This is a genomic window from Thioalkalivibrio sp. ALE16 (genome assembly GCF_000381305.1).
Classification (GTDB): Bacteria; Pseudomonadota; Gammaproteobacteria; order Ectothiorhodospirales; family Ectothiorhodospiraceae; genus Thioalkalivibrio.
Map to the genome: position 1 here is coordinate 21,180 of NZ_KB906364.1, position 17,074 is coordinate 38,253.

Annotated in this window: 18 protein-coding genes and 1 pseudogene; 11 read left to right on the plus strand and 8 right to left on the minus strand. The window is 69.2% G+C overall.

Annotated features, from left to right (window positions below; all coding sequences use genetic code 11):
* The 4 genes from F627_RS17225 to F627_RS0110025 all read left to right on the plus strand — a co-directional run.
* Positions 1–249: type II toxin-antitoxin system RelE/ParE family toxin (locus tag F627_RS17225; RefSeq protein WP_231370149.1), on the plus strand; the 249-nt coding region annotated here is incomplete at its 5' end.
* 25 nt (positions 250–274) lie between these two features.
* A complete protein-coding gene (locus F627_RS0110015) occupies positions 275–574 on the plus strand; it encodes a HigA family addiction module antitoxin (RefSeq protein ID WP_018867453.1) in 300 nt (99 codons plus the stop codon).
* Positions 575–637: 63 nt separating this feature from the next.
* Positions 638–2,500: an SLC13 family permease gene (locus F627_RS0110020; RefSeq protein ID WP_018867454.1), complete on the plus strand. Its 1,863-nt coding sequence runs from the start codon at positions 638–640 to the stop codon at positions 2,498–2,500.
* An 86-nt stretch (positions 2,501–2,586) separates the two neighbouring features.
* On the plus strand, positions 2,587–3,195 hold the full coding sequence (locus F627_RS0110025; RefSeq protein WP_018867455.1) for an Hsp20/alpha crystallin family protein: 609 nt from the start codon (positions 2,587–2,589) through the stop codon (positions 3,193–3,195).
* 12 nt (positions 3,196–3,207) lie between these two features.
* On the opposite strand, the gene yccX is transcribed toward F627_RS0110025, so the two are convergent.
* The gene (gene yccX / locus F627_RS0110030) at positions 3,208–3,498 is read right to left on the minus strand and encodes an acylphosphatase (RefSeq protein ID WP_018867456.1); all 291 of its coding nucleotides are present in this window, start codon (positions 3,496–3,498) and stop codon (positions 3,208–3,210) included.
* Between the two features lie 23 nt (positions 3,499–3,521).
* Here yccX and arsC point away from each other — a divergent pair, with 23 nt between their 5' ends.
* Genes arsC through F627_RS0110045 form a run of 3 tightly spaced genes read left to right on the plus strand, consistent with a single transcriptional unit; the run spans position 3,522 to position 4,839 of the window.
* Positions 3,522–3,878, plus strand: a complete 357-nt coding sequence (arsC, locus tag F627_RS0110035; RefSeq protein ID WP_019558678.1) for an arsenate reductase (glutaredoxin) — start codon at positions 3,522–3,524, stop codon at positions 3,876–3,878.
* Positions 3,875–4,486, plus strand: a complete 612-nt coding sequence (wrbA, locus tag F627_RS0110040) for an NAD(P)H:quinone oxidoreductase (protein ID WP_018881336.1) — start codon at positions 3,875–3,877, stop codon at positions 4,484–4,486. The genes arsC and wrbA overlap by 4 nt, the downstream gene beginning before the upstream one ends.
* On the plus strand, positions 4,483–4,839 hold the full coding sequence (locus tag F627_RS0110045) for a DUF2069 domain-containing protein (protein WP_018867459.1): 357 nt from the start codon (positions 4,483–4,485) through the stop codon (positions 4,837–4,839). Before wrbA ends, F627_RS0110045 begins: the two co-directional genes overlap by 4 nt.
* A gap of 283 nt (positions 4,840–5,122) precedes the next feature.
* On the opposite strand, the gene hda is transcribed toward F627_RS0110045, so the two are convergent.
* The 4 genes from hda to F627_RS0110065 are packed head-to-tail and all read right to left on the minus strand — an operon-like array spanning position 5,123 to position 8,611.
* Complete coding sequence (gene hda / locus F627_RS0110050) at positions 5,123–5,857, minus strand: DnaA regulatory inactivator Hda (protein ID WP_018876913.1); 735 nt, start codon at positions 5,855–5,857, stop codon at positions 5,123–5,125.
* Positions 5,854–6,972 carry an AI-2E family transporter gene (locus F627_RS0110055; RefSeq protein WP_018881337.1) on the minus strand — a complete coding sequence of 373 codons (1,119 nt, stop codon included), beginning with the start codon at positions 6,970–6,972 and terminating at the stop codon, positions 5,854–5,856. The genes hda and F627_RS0110055 overlap by 4 nt, the downstream gene beginning before the upstream one ends.
* Positions 6,969–7,559, minus strand: a complete 591-nt coding sequence (locus tag F627_RS0110060) for a CDP-alcohol phosphatidyltransferase family protein (protein WP_018867462.1) — start codon at positions 7,557–7,559, stop codon at positions 6,969–6,971. Before F627_RS0110060 ends, F627_RS0110055 begins: the two co-directional genes overlap by 4 nt.
* 20 nt (positions 7,560–7,579) lie before the next feature.
* Positions 7,580–8,611, minus strand: a complete 1,032-nt coding sequence (locus F627_RS0110065) for a DUF2066 domain-containing protein (RefSeq protein ID WP_018881807.1) — start codon at positions 8,609–8,611, stop codon at positions 7,580–7,582.
* Positions 8,612–8,832: 221 nt separating this feature from the next.
* Between F627_RS0110065 and purM the strand changes: the two genes are divergently transcribed.
* Genes purM through F627_RS0110085 form a run of 4 tightly spaced genes read left to right on the plus strand, consistent with a single transcriptional unit; the run spans position 8,833 to position 12,773 of the window.
* The gene (gene purM / locus F627_RS0110070; RefSeq protein WP_019558682.1) at positions 8,833–9,891 is read left to right on the plus strand and encodes a phosphoribosylformylglycinamidine cyclo-ligase; all 1,059 of its coding nucleotides are present in this window, start codon (positions 8,833–8,835) and stop codon (positions 9,889–9,891) included.
* A complete protein-coding gene (purN, locus tag F627_RS0110075) occupies positions 9,888–10,595 on the plus strand; it encodes a phosphoribosylglycinamide formyltransferase (protein ID WP_019583973.1) in 708 nt (235 codons plus the stop codon). Before purM ends, purN begins: the two co-directional genes overlap by 4 nt.
* A gap of 31 nt (positions 10,596–10,626) precedes the next feature.
* Positions 10,627–11,361 carry a DUF3108 domain-containing protein gene (locus F627_RS0110080; protein WP_018867466.1) on the plus strand — a complete coding sequence of 245 codons (735 nt, stop codon included), beginning with the start codon at positions 10,627–10,629 and terminating at the stop codon, positions 11,359–11,361.
* Positions 11,362–11,366: 5 nt separating this feature from the next.
* Complete coding sequence (locus F627_RS0110085) at positions 11,367–12,773, plus strand: NAD(P)/FAD-dependent oxidoreductase (RefSeq protein WP_018876919.1); 1,407 nt, start codon at positions 11,367–11,369, stop codon at positions 12,771–12,773.
* Between the two features lie 369 nt (positions 12,774–13,142).
* On the opposite strand, the gene F627_RS0110090 is transcribed toward F627_RS0110085, so the two are convergent.
* The 3 genes and pseudogenes from F627_RS0110090 to F627_RS0110100 all read right to left on the minus strand — a co-directional run bounded on the left by F627_RS0110090 (position 13,143) and on the right by F627_RS0110100 (position 17,024).
* Positions 13,143–14,108 (minus strand): GGDEF domain-containing protein, encoded by a 966-nt coding sequence (locus F627_RS0110090; RefSeq protein ID WP_019583974.1) that lies wholly within the window; start codon positions 14,106–14,108, stop codon positions 13,143–13,145.
* Between the two features lie 47 nt (positions 14,109–14,155).
* Positions 14,156–14,620: a DsrE family protein gene (locus F627_RS0110095; RefSeq protein WP_018867469.1), complete on the minus strand. Its 465-nt coding sequence runs from the start codon at positions 14,618–14,620 to the stop codon at positions 14,156–14,158.
* A gap of 44 nt (positions 14,621–14,664) precedes the next feature.
* A pseudogene (locus tag F627_RS0110100) lies at positions 14,665–17,024 on the minus strand (putative bifunctional diguanylate cyclase/phosphodiesterase).
* Between the last annotated feature and the right edge of the window lie 50 nt (positions 17,025–17,074).

A 17,074-nucleotide genomic window follows, 5' to 3' on the forward strand; every position in this document is an offset into this window, starting at 1 on the left:
TCGGCCGCTTTTGCATGCGCACGGCGTTGCGGCTCCCTTGTGCAGAATGACTGCACGGCAGTCACCGCGCCTTGTTCGCACACAAAAGCGACTCGAGCGCGGACGCGCGATTCAATCAGCGTCTCCCTAGAGGCACTGAAAGGCGACCGCGCGGGTCAATACAGCATCAGGATCAACGACCAGTGGCGCATCTGTTTCGAATGGCGAGACGGTCACGCCTACAACGTCGAGATCGTGGATTACCACTGATCCGACGACCACCAGGGAGGCAACGATGACAGCACAGGATATCGAGGCCCCGATCCATCCGGGCCAGCACCTGGCCGAATTCATCGAGGAGGCAGGCATCAGCCAGTACCGCCTGGCGCACGACATCAGCGTGCCCCCCCGCCGAATCAACGAGATCGTGCAGGGCAAGCGCGCGATCACGGCGGATACGGCGCTTCGCCTGGGCCGTTATTTCCGCACCTCGCCCGAGTTCTGGATGAACCTCCAGGATCACTTCGAGCTCGAGCAGGCCCGCCAGTCCCTGGGGCCCCGGCTCGAGCAAGAAGTACATCCGCGCGTTGCCTGATTCACGCGGCCCCCTCATCGACTGCCCCGCCGCAACCGATCCCCGCAAACAGGGCCGCTTCTGATGGGGTCGGTCGCCTTTACCCTGGAGATGGGGATCGTGTTCGGCCTGCTGGGGCTGACGATCCTGCTGTTCGTGACGGAGGTGATCCGGATCGACCTGGCGGCGCTGAGCGTGCTGTTCCTGCTCGGCATGGTCGCGCTGGTGCCGGGGGTGGCGCCGATCGTCGAGGGCGAGGCGCTGTTCTCCGGCTTCGCGTCGAACGCGGTGATCGCGATCATCGCGGTGATGATCATCGGCAAGGGGCTGGACCGCTCCGGGGTCATGAACCGCCTGGCGGACCTGATCCTGCGCTTTGGCGGGCAGACCGAGCGCCGCGTGATGGCCACCACCTCGGGGGCCGTCGGCATCATCACCAGCTTCATGCAGAACATCGGTGCCGCCGCCCTGTTCATGCCGGTGATCAACCGCATCGGGGCCGCCGCGCGCATCCCGCGCTCGCGCCTGCTGATGCCGATGGGCTTTGCCGCGATCGTCGGCGGCACCCTGACGCTGGTGGCCTCCAGCCCGCTGATCCTGCTCAACGACCTGCTGCCGCGGGATGTCGAGGGCTTCGGGCTGTTCGACGTCACCCCGATCGGACTCGCCCTGCTGGGTACGCTGATCCTCTACTTCGCGCTGTTCGGACGCTGGGTCCTGCCGGCCCGCGATCCCCAGACCGAGGACCCGGACGAGAGCCGGGTGCAGACGACCTCGGCCTGGTTCCGCGATGTCTACGGCATGGATTTCGGCGTGCGCGAGGCACGCCTGGACGAGGACAGCTCCCTGGCCGGAATGCGTGTGGGCGATTTCGAGGCGGCCTTCGGGGTGCACGTCGTGGGCGTCACCACGGGCGACGAGACCCGCATCGAACCCAACCGGGACGTGGAGCTGGAGCGCGGGGCACACCTCGCCATCCTCGGCCCGGTCACCACCATCGAGACGACCTGCGACCACACCGGCACCTTGCTGAAGGACGAACTGGACGTGTTCGCCCGCGCCCTGTCCGCTCGCCACGGCGGCATCGCGGAGGTGATTATCCCGCCCGGCTCCGACCTGATCGGCCAGACCGTGCGCGACAAGGGCATGCGCCGCAGCTACGGCATCTCGGTGCTGCGCATCCAGCGCGGTGATGACCTGATCGTCGACGAGGTCCCGGATACCCCACTGAAGGCCGGCGACACCCTGGTCGTGCATACCCCGTGGGAGAACCTGCAGGCGCTGGAGGACGACCGCGACTTCGTCGTGGTCACCAGCCGCTATCCACGACGCAAGCAGGAGGCCTCAAAGACCCACCGGCCGCTGGCCGCGCTCGGCTCCCTGGCGCTGGGGCTGGGGCTGGTGCTGTTCACCGACCTGCCGCTGGCACTGGCCCTGCTGGGCGGGGCCCTGGGGATGATCTTCACCGGCGTGATCACGATGGACGAGGCCTATCGCGGCATCAGCTGGAAGACCGTCTTCCTGCTCGCCTCGCTGATCCCGCTGGGGCTGGCGGTGGAGAACTCCGGCGCCGGTGAGTGGATCGCGACCAACGGCATGCAGCAACTGGAAGGGATGCCGGTCTGGGTGCTGCAGGTCGCGGTGTTCCTGCTGACCACCTTCTTCACGCTGGTGATGTCCAACGTCGGGGCAACGGTTCTGCTGGTCCCGCTGGCGGTCAGCTTCGCGAGCGTCGCCCAGGGCATGGGGATCGACGCCGACCCGCGCGTGTTCGCGCTGATCGTCGCGATCGCCGCATCCAACTCCTTCATCCTGCCCACCCACCAGGTCAATGCCCTGATCATGGATCCCGGCGGGTACCGCGTGGCCGACTACCTGCGCGCCGGCGCCGGTGTGACCCTGCTGTTCATGGTCGTCTCGCTGCTCGTCATCAACCTGCTGTTCTGAGGGAAACAGTGTTTCCCTCAGCCCGGTTCAGGGCCGGTACAGGCTACTCGGACAGACTCGGCTACAAACCCACACGGAAATCGCGCATGCCCGCAACGCTTCGTCTGTACCCGGTCCTGGCAGCCCTGGCACTGCTGCTGGCCGCCTGCAGCCCGCGGATCTACGGGGTAAGCGAAGAACAATGGGACGCCATGGGCGAGGCCGAACGGGTCGAGGCCATCCGCGCCTGGGAATCGGTGCAGAAGGCCCGCGAGGCCCGGCTGCAGGCCGAAGCCGAGCAGGAGGCGGCACGGGCAGCCGAACGCGCCGAGCGGGTCGCGGCCATCCGCAGTGGCCAGGCCGGCCTGCCCGGAGACCTGATCCGCGTCAGTCTCAGCGGCGGCACGCTGCGGATCGGCGGTCGCGAACGCGCGCTGGAGCCAACGGCCTTTACCCTCGCCAGTGGCGAGAGCCGCAGCATCGAGGTACACGCCGAGCGCTACCGCAGTGAGCTCGAGGTCGCCTATGAAGACGGCCTCTTGCTGATCGACCTGCCGCGCCATTCGCGCACCGGGGCGGCCCGCCTCGCCTGGGACGGCGCCTGGATGCAGGGGGCCGAGACCCGCATCCGGTCGGAAGGTCCGCACCGGCTGCGCGACGTGCGTGCCTTCGTCCAGGTCATTCCGCCACCGGGTCGCCCGCTGCGGCGCTACTGAGGCACCGCCGAGTCAGCCCGTGGAGAACTCGCGCGGCGCCGGCTCCGGGGGTTCCAGCTCCTCGGCCTCCACCGCATCCACCCGCGCCATGCGCGGCCCGTCGGCCAGCCACTCCTCCAGCGTGTCCAGCGCCCTGCGCGGGCCCACGGCCAGCACCTCGACGCTGCCGTCCGGCTCATTACGGGCATAACCGGTCAACCCGAGCCGCCGGGCCTCGTCGCGGGTAGAGGCGCGGAAGAACACCCCCTGCACCTGACCGCTGACACGCCAGCGGCGGGCATGGTTATCATTGGCCTCCGTCATTTTTCGTCCTCCGGAGTGGATTCATGTCCGATGCCCCTACGCTGTACCACAACCCGCGCTGCAGCAAGTCGCGCGCGACCCTGGCACTGCTGCGCGAGCAGGGCGTGGAGCCGCAGATTGTCGAATATCTGAAGACGCCGCCGGATGCCGCCACCCTGCGCGCCATCGTCGACCGGCTGGGCATCGCCCCGCGCGATCTCCTGCGCACCGGCGAGGCGGAGTACCGCGAACTGGGCCTGAAGGATGCCGAGCTGGACGACGAGGCGCTGATCCAGACCATGGTGCAGCATCCGAAACTGATCGAACGCCCGATCCTGGTCATGGGTGAGCGCGCCCGCATCGGGCGTCCGCCCGAGCAGGTGCTGGAGATCCTGTCGTGAGCGCGGTCCCCGAGGTCCTGGTGCTGTACTACAGCCGCTACGGCGCGACCGCCGAGCTGGCCCGCCACGTCGCCAGCGGCGTGGAGCGCGCCGGCGCCGTCGCCCGCGTGCGCACCGTGCCGCCGGTGAGCACCAACATCACCGGCGAGGCGCCGGCGGTTCCCGCCGACGGCCCGCCCTACGCGGAGACCCGCGACCTGGAGGAATGCGCCGGGCTGGTCATGGGCTCGCCCACGCGCTTCGGCAACATGGCCGCGCCGCTGAAGCACTTCCTCGACGGCACCAGCGGCCTGTGGGCCAGCGGCGGCCTGGTCGATCGCCCGTTCGGGCTGTTCACCAGCACCGCCACCCAGCACGGCGGGCAGGAAACCACCCTGCTGACCATGGCCCTGCCCCTGATCCACCAGGGGATGCTCTGGGTCGGCGTGCCCTACACCGTGCCGGAACTGAGCACCACGACCTCCGGGGGCTCGCCCTACGGCGCCAGCCATGTCGCCGGTGGCCAGGGCGAGCACCCGGTGACCCGCGAGGAGCAGCGCATCGCCACGGCCCTGGGCGAGCGGGTCGGGCGGATCACGCGCCGCCTGCAGAACGGGGAATCGGCATGATCCTCGCGGCGCGCGCGCTGGCGCTGGTCGCCTATCTGGCCCTGATCGGCCTGATCCTGGTCTGGACCACCTGGATCGACCGGCCGGAGATCGTGCCGGTCTCTTTGGCGCTGGTGATCCTGGTCCTGCCGCTGCTGTTCCCGCTGCGCGGGATGCTGCACGGGCGCCGCTACACCCACGCCTGGTCCAGCCTGCTGGCGCTGGCCTACGTGACCCTGGGGATCACGCTGGCCGCGGCGGCCGACGCGCGCCTGTACGGGCTGCTGATGACCGCCGCCAGCCTCGCCTGGTTCGCCGGCTGCCTGCTCTACGTCAAACTCGACGCCCGCCGCGCTCGCAAGCTTACTTCCTGATTTTCACCACGAAGCGCACGAAGACACGAAGAAGGTCAAAACCCGTTCACAGGAAGACGGGAAGGCTGGAAGAGGGCATTTTGTTTACAGGAGGTTGCGGGAAAGTCCTTTCCGGTGCGCAATGTACCCACGCTTCGGCCGGAGCGAGGCGCCCAGCCAGCATCCCCGGGCCGAGGACCGCCTCCCGGTACGCCCCATCCAGAATCTTCCGTCCTTCCCGTCTTCCTGTTAAACGCCCTTGACCTAGCCCTTCTTCGTGCCTTCGTGTGCTTCGTGGTGAAGATCAGGAACGCGCGAGCTGGTCGCGGACGAAGGGGATGGTCAAGCGCCGCTGTTCGGCCAGGGCGGCCAGGTCCAGGCGGTCCAGCAGGGCCAGCAGGGCCACCAGATCACGGCGGTAGTGGCGCAGCAGGTAGTCGGCCACCGCCTCCGGCAGCTCCAGCCCGCGCAGTGCGGCGCGCTGGGCGAGGATGCGCTTGAGGTCGTCTTCCTCCGGTGCCTGCATCCGGAACACCGGCCCCCACGCCAGGCGCGAGGTCAGGTCCGGCAGGCGACTGCCCAGCCCGTCCGGCGCATGGGTCGCCGCCAGCAGTACCCGGCAGCCGCTGTCGCGCAGGCGGTTCAGCAGCCCGAACAGGGCTTCGTCCCAGTCGCCCTGCCCGACCACCTCGTCGAGATCGTCCAGTGCCACCAGGCGGGCACCCTCCAGGCCGTCCAGCACCGCCAGCGGCGGGGCGGATGCGACCTCGCCCAGCGGCAGGTAGGACACCGGATCGCCGCGTTCGTGGCTCTGATGGCAGGCCGCCTGCAGCAGGTGGGTCTTGCCGACGCCGGACGGCCCGTGCAGCAGGATCTGTGGCTCGCTCATGCCAACCCCGACGGCCAGCGCCTCGACGGCATCCCGGGCGAGCGGATTGCCGCCGGGATAGAAGCCGGCAAAGCGCGACGTATCCCGCAGGCGCAGGTCCAGCGGCAGCTGGCGCTGCGGGGCAGCCTCGCGACCCTGGCCGGCACTCATTCCCCGGGACCTCCCGGCTCCGAGGGCGCTTCCCCGGCATTCAGGCGCCGGTAGTGCACCAGCAGGTGGCGCACGCCGACAGCCAGCACCGCCGCCACCGGCAGCGCCAGCAGCACGCCGAAAAAGCCGAACAGCTGTCCGCCGGCCAGCACGGCAAAGATCACCGCGACCGGATGCAGCCCGGTGCGGTCGCCCACCAGCCAGGGCGTCAGCACCATGGACTCCAGCACCTGGGCCACGGCGAAGATCACCAGCACGATCAGCAGCAGGGTCCAGCCGTCGCCCTGCACCAGCGCGGCGGCGCTGGCGAGCAGCACCCCGACGATCACGCCAACATAGGGGATAAAGCTGACCAGCCCGGCGATCAGGCCAATCGCCAGCCCCATCTCGACCCCGGCCACGGTCAGGGTGACCGCATAGAACAGGCCCAGCGCCAGCATCACCAGCATCTGTCCGCGCAGAAAGGCCCCCAGCGTTTCGTCCGACTCCGCGGCGAAGGTCATCACCGCCGAACGCCAGGCCCGCGGCAGCAGGTCGCGCAATCCGTCCAGCAGGCGCGGCCAGTCGCGCAGCAGATAGAAACTCACCACCGGGATGAGCACCAGGTTCAATACCCCCAGCACCAGCGCGCCGGTGGAGCTGCCGATCCACTGCAGTACACCCCCGGCCAGCCCGCCGGCCTCGCGCCAGTGCTCGGTGACCAGCCCCTGCAGCGCACCGGCGTCCAGCGGCGGCAGGCCGTCCCCGGCCAGTTCCTCCAGCCACGGCCGCACCTGCGCATCGAACCAGCCGAGGATCTGCGGCAGCGCCAGCGTGAGTCGTTCGAACTGGGCGATCGCCAGCGGGATCAGGATCAGGATCAGCGCGGCCAGCCCGAGCATCACCAGCAGGAAGATGACCACCGTGGCCAGGGTGCGCGAACGCCCGGTGCGCACCGCCAGACGTGTCACCAGCGGATTGAACAGATAACCGATCAGCAGCGCCACGACGAAGGGGGTAAGGATTGGCGCGAGCAGGTACAGCGCCCCGCCCAGTACCAGCAATCCGACCAGGGCGGCCAGGGTCGCGGCCGAGACCGGGCCGACGCGCTCGCGCAACTCGATCCCCGTGCTCATGACGCCCTCCCGTTCGCCGCGTCCGACCCGCCCTGGCCGCGCAGGTAACGCCACGCATACAGGCCCCACTGCACGGTATAGGCCAGACCGCTGGCCAGGGTCGTGAAGGCCACGACAATAATCAGCAGCTGCACCCAGATCGGGTCCAGTGCCAGCAGACCGACCTTCACGATGGCCACCAGCACCAGCGCGATCTGCAGGAAGGTGTTCACCTTGCTGATCAGCAACGGCCGAATGGCCAGGGGCCCGACAAACACCCGGTACAACGCGGAGCCAAGGGTCAGCCAGACATCCCGCCCCACCACCAGCAACAGCAGCCAGAGGGGCAGCAGTCCGGACAGGGTCACGGCCACATAGATCCCCAGCATCAGCAGCTTGTCCGCCGCCGGATCCAGCCAGGCACCCAGCGGCGTATGCCAGCCGTAACGCCGGACCAGCCAGCCGTCCAGGGCGTCACTCAGTCCGGCGATTGCCAGCAGCACCACCGCCACCAGGTAGTGCTCCAGCGCCAGCAGCACGACAATCGGCGGGATCAGCAGGATCCGGCCGATCGTGACGGCATTGGGGATCTGGTGGCGGGGCAGCATCCGGTTCGCCGTGACAGCAATCAGCGCCGATCAAGCCAGGCATCGGCCTCGGGTGCCGCATCCGGCGCCTCGGCCCGGGCAAAGCCGGAGCCGCGCAGCAGGTCGACCAGGTCATCGCGATCAAGGCCGGTGCGCACCTGCAGCACCACGCTGTCGCCGGCCAGCGCATCCAGACGCGCCGCCTCCACCGCCTGCAGCCGCGCCAATTCCGCGCGCAGGCGCTCGAAGGCCGCAAAGCCCTGGATCCCGGCAAACCCCAGGCGCAGCCATTCCGGCTCGGCCGCGACCCGTGCCAGGGGCTCGGCCACCCGGTCCAGCGCCCGCGCCACCGCCTCGCGGGCCGCCACTGCGGGGCTGTCCCCACTGGCGGAACTGCGGTATTCACGGGTGTCGTGCACCGCGACCACCCGCGCCTCGGCCCCGCTCGCGGTCTCGCGCACGTGCAGCAGCAGAACCCCGTCGGCCTCGTATCGGCGCGCGGCCGCAACCAGCGGCTCGCTCACACCGCCCACGATATCGGAGGGTTGGGCGGACCGGCGATCCTCCAGATCGCCGAGCGGGAACAGCAACGGCATGTCCCGGGCCTCGGCCAGCTCGTCCAGCGCCGCGAGGATCCCCGGGCCGTCCACCGCATCCCCGAGCAGGTCACGCTGCCCGCCGGCATCATGTACGGCCCATACCAGCAGCGCCGGACGCTCGCCCAGCAAGGCCGGCACACCCGCGTCTCGCAACGCGGTGCGCAGACGAAACGGGTCGAACTCCAGGCGGTAGCGGTCCTCTTCGAGCTGTTGCCGCCGCTCCAGCGCCGCGATCCAGCCCTCGTCGTCGCGGCCTTCGAGCAGTTCACCCGCCAGATCCAGCACCGGGCCCGAACGCAGCCCCGCCAGCCTTACCAGCGCCTGTTCCAGCCCCTGCTCCAGGGCCCGGGCCTCGTCCTCGGCGGTGACCGTCACCACCAGCGCGTCATCGGCGGCCCCGGCCGGGGTCAGCACCAGGAAAAGGAGGCCCAGCAGGAAGGCCAGGCGGGAATGCGCTCGAGGATGCAGGGGCATGGTCATGATCGGTTGTTCGACAGGCGCCACAAAATACCACAGGCATGCGCCCCGGCATCGCCGGAGAAGGCTCGCCAGCGCCGCCCGTTCGCACCCGCCTTCTTCGCCGCGAAACGCTTCCCGGCTTTGCACCCCCGCACCCGGCTCGCTACCATGCCGGGTTCTGCGAGACCGCCGCAGCGCGCGGCCTCCACCCGCGCTCATTCAACATCGGGGAACCCATGTCCGAATCCCGTTCAGGCCTGACCTACCGCGAGGCCGGTGTCGACATCGAGGCCGGCGCCGAGCTGGTCGAACGTATCAAGCCGCATGCGGCGCGCACCCGACGCCCCGGCGTGATGGCCGGCCTGGGTGGCTTCGGGGCCCTGTTCGAACTGCCGATGGATCGCTACCGGCAGCCGGTCCTGGTATCCGGCACGGACGGCGTCGGTACCAAGCTGCGCCTGGCGCAGGAGACCGGCCGGCATGACCGCATCGGCATCGACCTGGTCGCGATGTGCGTCAACGACATCGTCGTCCAGGGGGCCGAACCGCTGTTCTTCCTTGATTACTACGCCACCGGCCACCTGGATGTGGACATCGCGGCGGACGTGGTGACCGGCATCGCCGAGGGCTGCGAACAGGCGGGCTGCGCCCTGATCGGTGGCGAGACCGCCGAGATGCCCGGGATGTACCAGGGCGAGGACTACGACGTGGCCGGCTTCGCAGTCGGCATCGCCGAGAAGGACGCCCTGATCGACGGCAGCCGGGTCGCCGCCGGGGATGTCGTCCTCGGCCTGGAGGCCAGCGGCCCCCATTCCAATGGCTACTCCCTGATCCGGCGCGTGCTGGAGCATGCCGGCACGCGCCTCGACGCACCGCTGCCGGGCGCCGACGGCATCACGCTGGGCGAGGCCCTGATGGCCCCCACCCGGATCTACGTGCGCCCGTTGCTGGAACTGCTGGAGCAGTTCCCGGTGCACGCCATGGCCCACATCACCGGCGGCGGCCTGACCGAGAACCTCCCGCGCGTGCTGCCCGACACCCTGGGCGCACGCATCGACCCCGACAGCTGGGCGCGGCCGCCGGTGTTCCACTGGCTGCAGCAGGCTGGCGACATCGCCGACGAGGAGATGCTGCGCACCTTCAACTGCGGCATCGGCATGACCGTCATCCTCCCCGAGGACCGGGTTGAGGCCGCCAGCACACAGCTCGCGCGGGCCGGCATCCGCAGCTGGCCGATCGGCGTGATCCGCGAACGCGACGAGTACCAGCCCGGCGTCACCTACGCCGCCGCATGAGCGGACCCATCGGGCAATCGGACACGACTCCGCGGCGCCTGGTCGTCCTGATCTCCGGGCGCGGCAGCAACCTCGGCGCCCTGATCGAGGCCTGCGAACAGGGCCGCATCCCCGCGCGGGTGGTCGGGGTCATCAGCAACCGGCCGGATGCCGGCGGGCTCGCGCTGGCCGAACAGCACGGCATCCCGCGGCGTGTCCTGAACCATCGCGACTACCCCTCGCGCGAGGCCTTCGACGCCGACCTGGCCGCCGCCATCGAGGACTATGCCCCGGACCTGGTCATCCTGGCCGGCTTCATGCGCATCCTGACCCCCGGTTTTGTGGACCGATTCACCGGCCGCATGCTGAACATTCATCCCTCGCTGCTGCCCAAGTATCGCGGCCTGGACACCCACGCCCGCGCCCTGGCCGATGGCGAGACCGAGCACGGCGCCAGCGTCCACTTTGTCACCCCGGAGCTGGACGGCGGACCGGTGATCATGCAGGCACGCGTGCCGGTGGCGCCCGACGATACGGCCGACACCCTGGCCGCCCGCGTGCAACGGGCCGAGCACCGGCTGTACCCCGAGGTCGTCCGGCGCGTGTGTTCAGGCGAAATTCAGTGGTGCGGGCGGATCCTGCAGGGCGACGGCAGGCCGCTTGAGGCACCGCTGCAACTCGACGAGGACACCCATGAACGTTCAGGCCCCGACGACCGGCGCTAGCCGCGCGATGACCCGGCGTGCTGTTTCCATAATGCTGGCCCTGGTGCTGGCCCTGCTGGCCACCCCGGCAGCCGCGGACCGCGACCTGCGCCCGATCCCGCCCTACACCGCCAGCTACGAGGCCAGCGCCATGGGCAATACGCTCAAGGCGCGCATCACCCTCAACCACGAGGACGTGCAGACCCGCATGGCGATGGATGCCCACGTCTCCGGCTTCCTGCGCATCCTCGGGCGCTTCGAGCTGAGCCGCGAGGCCCTGATGAACAGCCGCAACGGCGACCTCCAGCTGGTGCAGTCGCGCAGCCAGCAGATCACCCCGCGCCGCGAGCGCAAGGTCGAGACGCGTTTCGACTGGGAGAGCAACCGCGCGATCGGCACCATCAATAGCGAGCGCTTCGATCTCGAGGTCCCGGAACAGACCCTGGACTTCCTCGGCTCGCTGTACCTGATGATGCAGCGCCTGGAGACCGGCGAACTGGCCGCCGCGGGGGACCGCGAGACCATCCAGGCGCTGGAACGCGACCGCCTGCGCGAATACGAGTTCGAGGTCGTCGGACGCGAGACCATGGACTCCCCGATCGGCCGCGTGGAGACCATCCGCATCGACCGCCGCAGCAAGGACAGCGACGTTGCGCTGTCCGCCTGGTTTGCGCGCGAGCTGCGCCACGTCCCGGTGCGTTTCGACTACGAGGCCGACGGCCGCGTGTTCGAGCTGAACCTCACGCAGCTGGAATGGCACGACCCGATCATTGACCTGACCGAGTAGACACCATGAGCGAGACCTTTGACCTGGCCATCATCGGCAGTGGCCCCGGGGGCTATCGTGCCGCCGTTCTGGGCGCCCTGCGCGGACTGAGCGTCGTCATCATCGAGAAGGGCGACTGGGGTGGCTGCTGCCTCAACCGCGGCTGCGTACCCAAGAAGGACTGGTACCACACCGCCCGCACCGTCGCCGCGCAGCGCCACTTCGAGGGCCGCGGCATCAGCGGCAGCCTCACGGCCGACATGGATCGCGCCTGGGACCACCAGAAGGACGTGGTCACCGAGGTGCGCAACTCCTACCTCGGCTACATGAAGCACCTGAAGATCCAGTACCGCCACGGCACTGCGAGCTTCCGCGACGCCGAGATCCTGGAGGTCGTCACCGACGACGGCACCGAGACCGTCAGCGCCCGCCACACCATCATCGCCACCGGCGCCACCGCCACCGTTCCGGCCCCGTTCACGGCCGAACCCGGGCGCGTACTGACCACCGACATGCTGTTCGACGACAAGCCGCCGGCGGGCGCACGCGTCGCGATCATCGGCTCCGGCGTTGTCGCCACCGAGTTCGCCTGGATCTTCCATCATCTCGGCAAGCAGGTGACCTGGCTGTCGCGCTCCAAGCCGCTGTCCAACCAGAAGTTCAGCCCGCAGGCACTGGGCACGCTGAAGGAACAGCTGGCCGCGGACGGCATCGAGCCGGTGCGGGTCAAGGGCTACGAAAGCGTCGAGACCTCGGATGACGGCGTCACCATCACCGACAGCGAAGGCAACAGCTTCGAGGTCGACTGGGTCCTGCTCGGCACCGGACGCACCCCGCACACCGAGGGCCTGAACCTCGACGCCATCGGGGTGAAGACCGACGCCCGCGGCTTCGTGAAGCGCCGCCCCACGCTGCAGACCGATGTCGACACTATCTACGCCATCGGCGATGTCGCGAGCGAATGGCAGACCGCCAACCACGCCCTGGCGGACGCCACCATCGCGGTGGAGAACATCCAGAACGGCAATACCCGCGAACAGGACGAGCGCTTCGTGCCAATCGCGATCTACTCCGCGGTGGAGATGGCGCGTCTGGGTATGGACGAGGATGACGCCGAGGACGAGGAACTGGAACCGGCGGTCGGCTTCGCCGCCTTCGAGACCTCCCCGCGCGCGCTGGGCCAGGACGAGCCCGAGGGCTTCGTCCGCCTGATCGGCGACATGGACACCGGCGCCCTGCTGGGCGGCGAGGTCATCGGCAGTGATGCCGGCGAGCTGATCCACATCCTGTCTCTGGCCCCCGACCGCGACACCGCGCTGGCCTGGATCGCCCAGGGCCAGTGGAACCACCCGGCCCGCGCCGAGGAGTTCCTCAACGCCACCGAGACCCTCGCCTCCAAGTGGAACCTCAAGTCCGAGATCTTCGGCCTCTGAACCACCGGCCCGTGTGCGGCCGGCAGGACCGCCGCCGCGGGTGATCCGGGGGGCCGGGCCGGGCTCTACTTTGCCTTGCGGGCGCGCTTGGCCGCTAGGGAGGCGCTGATTGAATCGCACGTCCGCGCTCGAGTCGCTTTTGCGTGCGAACAAGGCGCGGTGACCGCCGTGCAGTCATTCTGCACAAGGGAGCCGCAACGCCGTTCCCGCGCAAAAGCGGCCGAGCCCCTGCTTTCAATGGCTTGTGGGGGGTTGGTGCCCCCTGTTCCCCGATCCTGCGTTGCGCCGCTTGCGGGTAGAACCACTACCCGCTGCACGACGCGCCTTGTCTCGGAAAACAGGGGGCACCAACGCGGACGTGCGATTCAATCAGCGCCTCCCTAGGACCTCGGCGTCGGCCCGCTGGACGAGCATGTCGAGCTGCGTATCGGCGGCCTCGAAACCGGCGACCCCAAGGCTCAGGGCCACACCCGCGTCCTCCTGCACCTGAGTACGCAGGCGCTCGCCCATCTGGCGCGCGGCCGCGAGGGGCGTATCGGGGAGGAGCAGCACGAACTCATCCCCGCCATAGCGGGCAAACAGGTCATTCGCGCGCAGGGTCGTCTGCACGCTCGCCGCTACCTTTCTCAACACGGCGTCGCCCGCCGCGTGACCGTCCTGGTCGTTGATGCTCTTGAAGCCGTCGAGGTCGAACATGAGCAGGGACAAGGCGCCACCATGCCGTCGCGCGCGTTCCATCTCGCGCTCGGCCCCCGCCTGGAAATGCCGGCGGTTGCCCACCCCCGTAAGGGTATCGCTCGAGGCGAGCGCCTCCAGTTGCCGGTTCGCCTCCTGGAGCTGCTGGTTCACCGCGTTCAGGGCCCGTGTGCGCTCGTCGACCACGGCCTCGAGGTCGCGGTTGTAGCGCTCCAGGCTCGCGCGCGCCAGCCGCAGCTCGGTGACATTCTGGGAGACCCCGAACAGGTGCGTGATGGCCCCGTTCGGGTCGTGTACGGGCACCAGCAGGGTCAGCCAGTGCCCCTCGCGTTCCTGGCCACGGGCATCGTGAAAGGTCGCGTGTTCCTCGTAGCGCAGAGGGGCATCCTGGCGCAGACACTCGCGGTAGTGCGCCACCACCTCCTCCGCGACCGACCAGGGCAGGAAGTCGTGCAGGCGCTTGCCGCTGCAGTCCTGCCCAAACAGTTCCGTCATCTTCGGGTTGGCCGCCTCGACCAGGAAGTCCGGCCCCTCGACCCGGATCAGGAACATGTTCTCCGGGAAGTACTCCCAGATCTCCACCAGCAGGCCCGCCTGCTCGATGGCTTCCAGAAATCCCGGTTGCTGGCGGTCCGTCATGCGTTCGATCCCTCTGGGTCCGGGTTGCGTGCCCGGCAGCCCCGGGCTCAGCGCATGTAACCGTAGCCGTCCTGTTGCTGCAAGCGCACGATCTCGGCATCGGCCATCGGGACCACGCTGGCGAAGCCGTGGAAGTCCTCCGGTCCATAGCCACGGCGGGCGGCGCCGGCCTGGCAGATTCGGTACTCGATGACGCCATTCAGCGTGAGCCCGCGGGCGCGGGTCATCAGGGTTTCATGTTCGGCAAAGTGTTCACGCGCGAACAGGTCCAGTGCGTCCCCGTGGATGACCAGCACGATGTGACTGTCGAACGGATCGTCACCCGTCATGCGGCTCAGGTAGGCGGCGTGATCCAGCACGTCCTCCAGGGCCTCCGGGGTACCGGCCGTCACATCATAGACGGCCTTCAGGCCCGCATAGTCCTGCTCCACCGGCGCGGCGCTTCCCCAGGGTGCCGGGGTCTCCTCCGCGTGAACCAGGGCGGCCGGAACGGCCAGGAGCCCAATCCACAATCCGGCAAGCACCCGCGACCGCCACCTGCCCTGCCGTATCCGAATCATTCCTGCTCTCCTTGGGTATCAATCGTCCCGTGATCGGCGGCGTCCGTTCCGGCCGCAACCAGTGCCTCGAAATCGGCCACCGGCATCGCGTGGTGGTACAGATAGCCCTGGAAACGATGGCAGCCGTGGCGCACCAGGAAGTCCCGCTGGGCCTCGTTCTCGACCCCCTCCGCGATCAGGCTGAGCCCCATGTTGTGGGCAATGGCGGCGATGGTCGCGACGATATTGGCGTCATCGGCGTCGTGTTCGATGTCCTGGACAAAGGAACGGTCGATCTTCAGCACGTCCAGCGGCAGGCGCTTGAGGTAGCCAAGGGACGAGTAGCCGGTCCCGAAGTCGTCCAGCGCCAGGGCGACGCCCCGGGCCCGCAGGGCCTCCAGGTTGGCAATCAGGGGCTGCGAGGCATCCGCCATCACGCTCTCGGTAACCTCGATATGCAGCCGCTGCGCGGCGGCCCCGGTCTCGTCCAGGATGGCGGTCACCTCCTCCATGAGCCGGGGCTGGCGCAAATGATGCGGGGACAGGTTCACCGAGATCGGCAGCCTGTCCAGAACCGGGCGCCCCTGCCAGGCCCGCAGGGTGTGGCAGGCCTGCTGCAGCGCCAGGCGCCCAACCTCGAGGATCTGGCCGGTGTGTTCGGCCACCGGGATGAATTCACCGGGCGAGATCCAGCTGCCATCGGGCTGCGGCCAGCGCATCAGGGCCTCCGCCCCGAGGATCCGCCCCTCCGGGTCGACCTGGGGCTGCAGGTGGATCACCAGTTCCTCGCCCTGCAGGGCCCGGCGCAGCTTGCGCTCGAGTTCCGCCTCGCGCAGCAGCGTGCGCTGCATGGCGGGATCATAGAAGCTCACCCCGTTGCGCCCCTGCTGCTTGGCCTGGTACATCGCGAAATCGGCCTGCTTGAGCAGCTCCTCCGGGGTGTCAAAGCCACGCGGGAACAGCGTGATACCGATGCTCCCGGACATCACGTGCTCGATATCGTCGATGCGCACCGGCTCGCGCATGGCCTTCAGCAACTCGCCCGCGATGCGCTGGGCGTCCGCGCCGGCCTGCGAGCGATCCGGGCTCAGTTCCTCCAGAAGGGCCACGAATTCGTCCCCGCCCAGACGGGCCACGATATCCTGATCGCGCAGGCGCGCGGTAAACCGCTGCGCGAGGGCCTGCAGCAGGCGGTCGCCGGCGGAATGGCCGCAGGTGTCGTTGAGCGTCTTGAAGTTGTCCAGGTCGATCAGCAGCAGTGCCGCGTGGCGCCGGGTGCGATTGACCGTGTGGATGGCGTGCTCCAGGTGCTCCAGCAGCAGCCGCCGGTTCGGCAGGTCGGTGAGGGCATCACGAAAGGCCAGCCGGGCATTCTCTTCCTCGATCTCCACGATATGCCCCAGGCGGCCGGCCATGGTCCGGGTCACCTCCTGCAGGCGGGCGATCTCGGCCACGCGCGAGTCGGCTTGCAGATCAGTCTCGAAGTCCCCGTGACCGATCCGGTCCAGCGTATCCATGGCCCGCCGCATCGGGCGCAGGGTGCGCCCCAGCCACCGGTACAGCCCGCCGGCAATCAGCACGAGCATCCCGAAGGCGGCGACGTAGGTCGTGGCATTGATCAGGTTCTGGGTCGCCACCGATTCGGTCAGATCCCGCGCCAGGACCACCGTGGCCGTCGCCTCTTCGCCACCAAACGGGACCAGCGGCAGGTAGACCAGCTGGGAATGCCGGCCATCTGCGTCAACGCGGCTGGCCGCCGCCTGCTGGTGCAGTCGCTCGCCCGGCGCGAGCGCCATCAAGAACGGCGCGGTCAGCGCCAGCGGCCCGCGCTCATCCAGCAGCGCGGCGCGCCCCCCGATGGCTTCGGCCATGGACTCGAGCGCGGAGGTCGACAGGTCGCGCAACTGCACGACTGCACCGATCGGATTGCCCCCCGATACACCGGGATCGCCAGCCCGGCATAGACCCGCTCCCCGGGTACATGATGCAGCCCCTCGTGGAAGCGCCCGTCCTCCAGCGCCGCGCGCGCCAGCGGGACGCGTTCGCCGTGGTTGTCCGCGGAGTCGTAGCGCACGCCCCCCTGGGCATCGACGACCACGATCCGGTCCGCGATACCCCCGGCGCGCAGCCGGTTGTACAGGGGGTCGGCATAGGTCCGGATGCCGGCATCGTCGCGCAGCGCGCCGATCAGCGCCTCGTTGCGGGTCACGGCCGTCGCCTCGGCGCGCATCCGCTGCCATTCGTTCGCCAGCGTCTGGCGCCAGGCGGCCGACTGGCCCTCCACGTCCAGCCGGTCCAGGCGCTGCTCGGCCTGACCCACGGCGAGATGAGTGCCGGTGGCCAGCGTCACGCCCAGCACCAGGAGCCCGGCGAACATGACCCCGGCCAGGATCGTCTGGAGCCGGATTCGCCGCCCGGTGGGTGCGC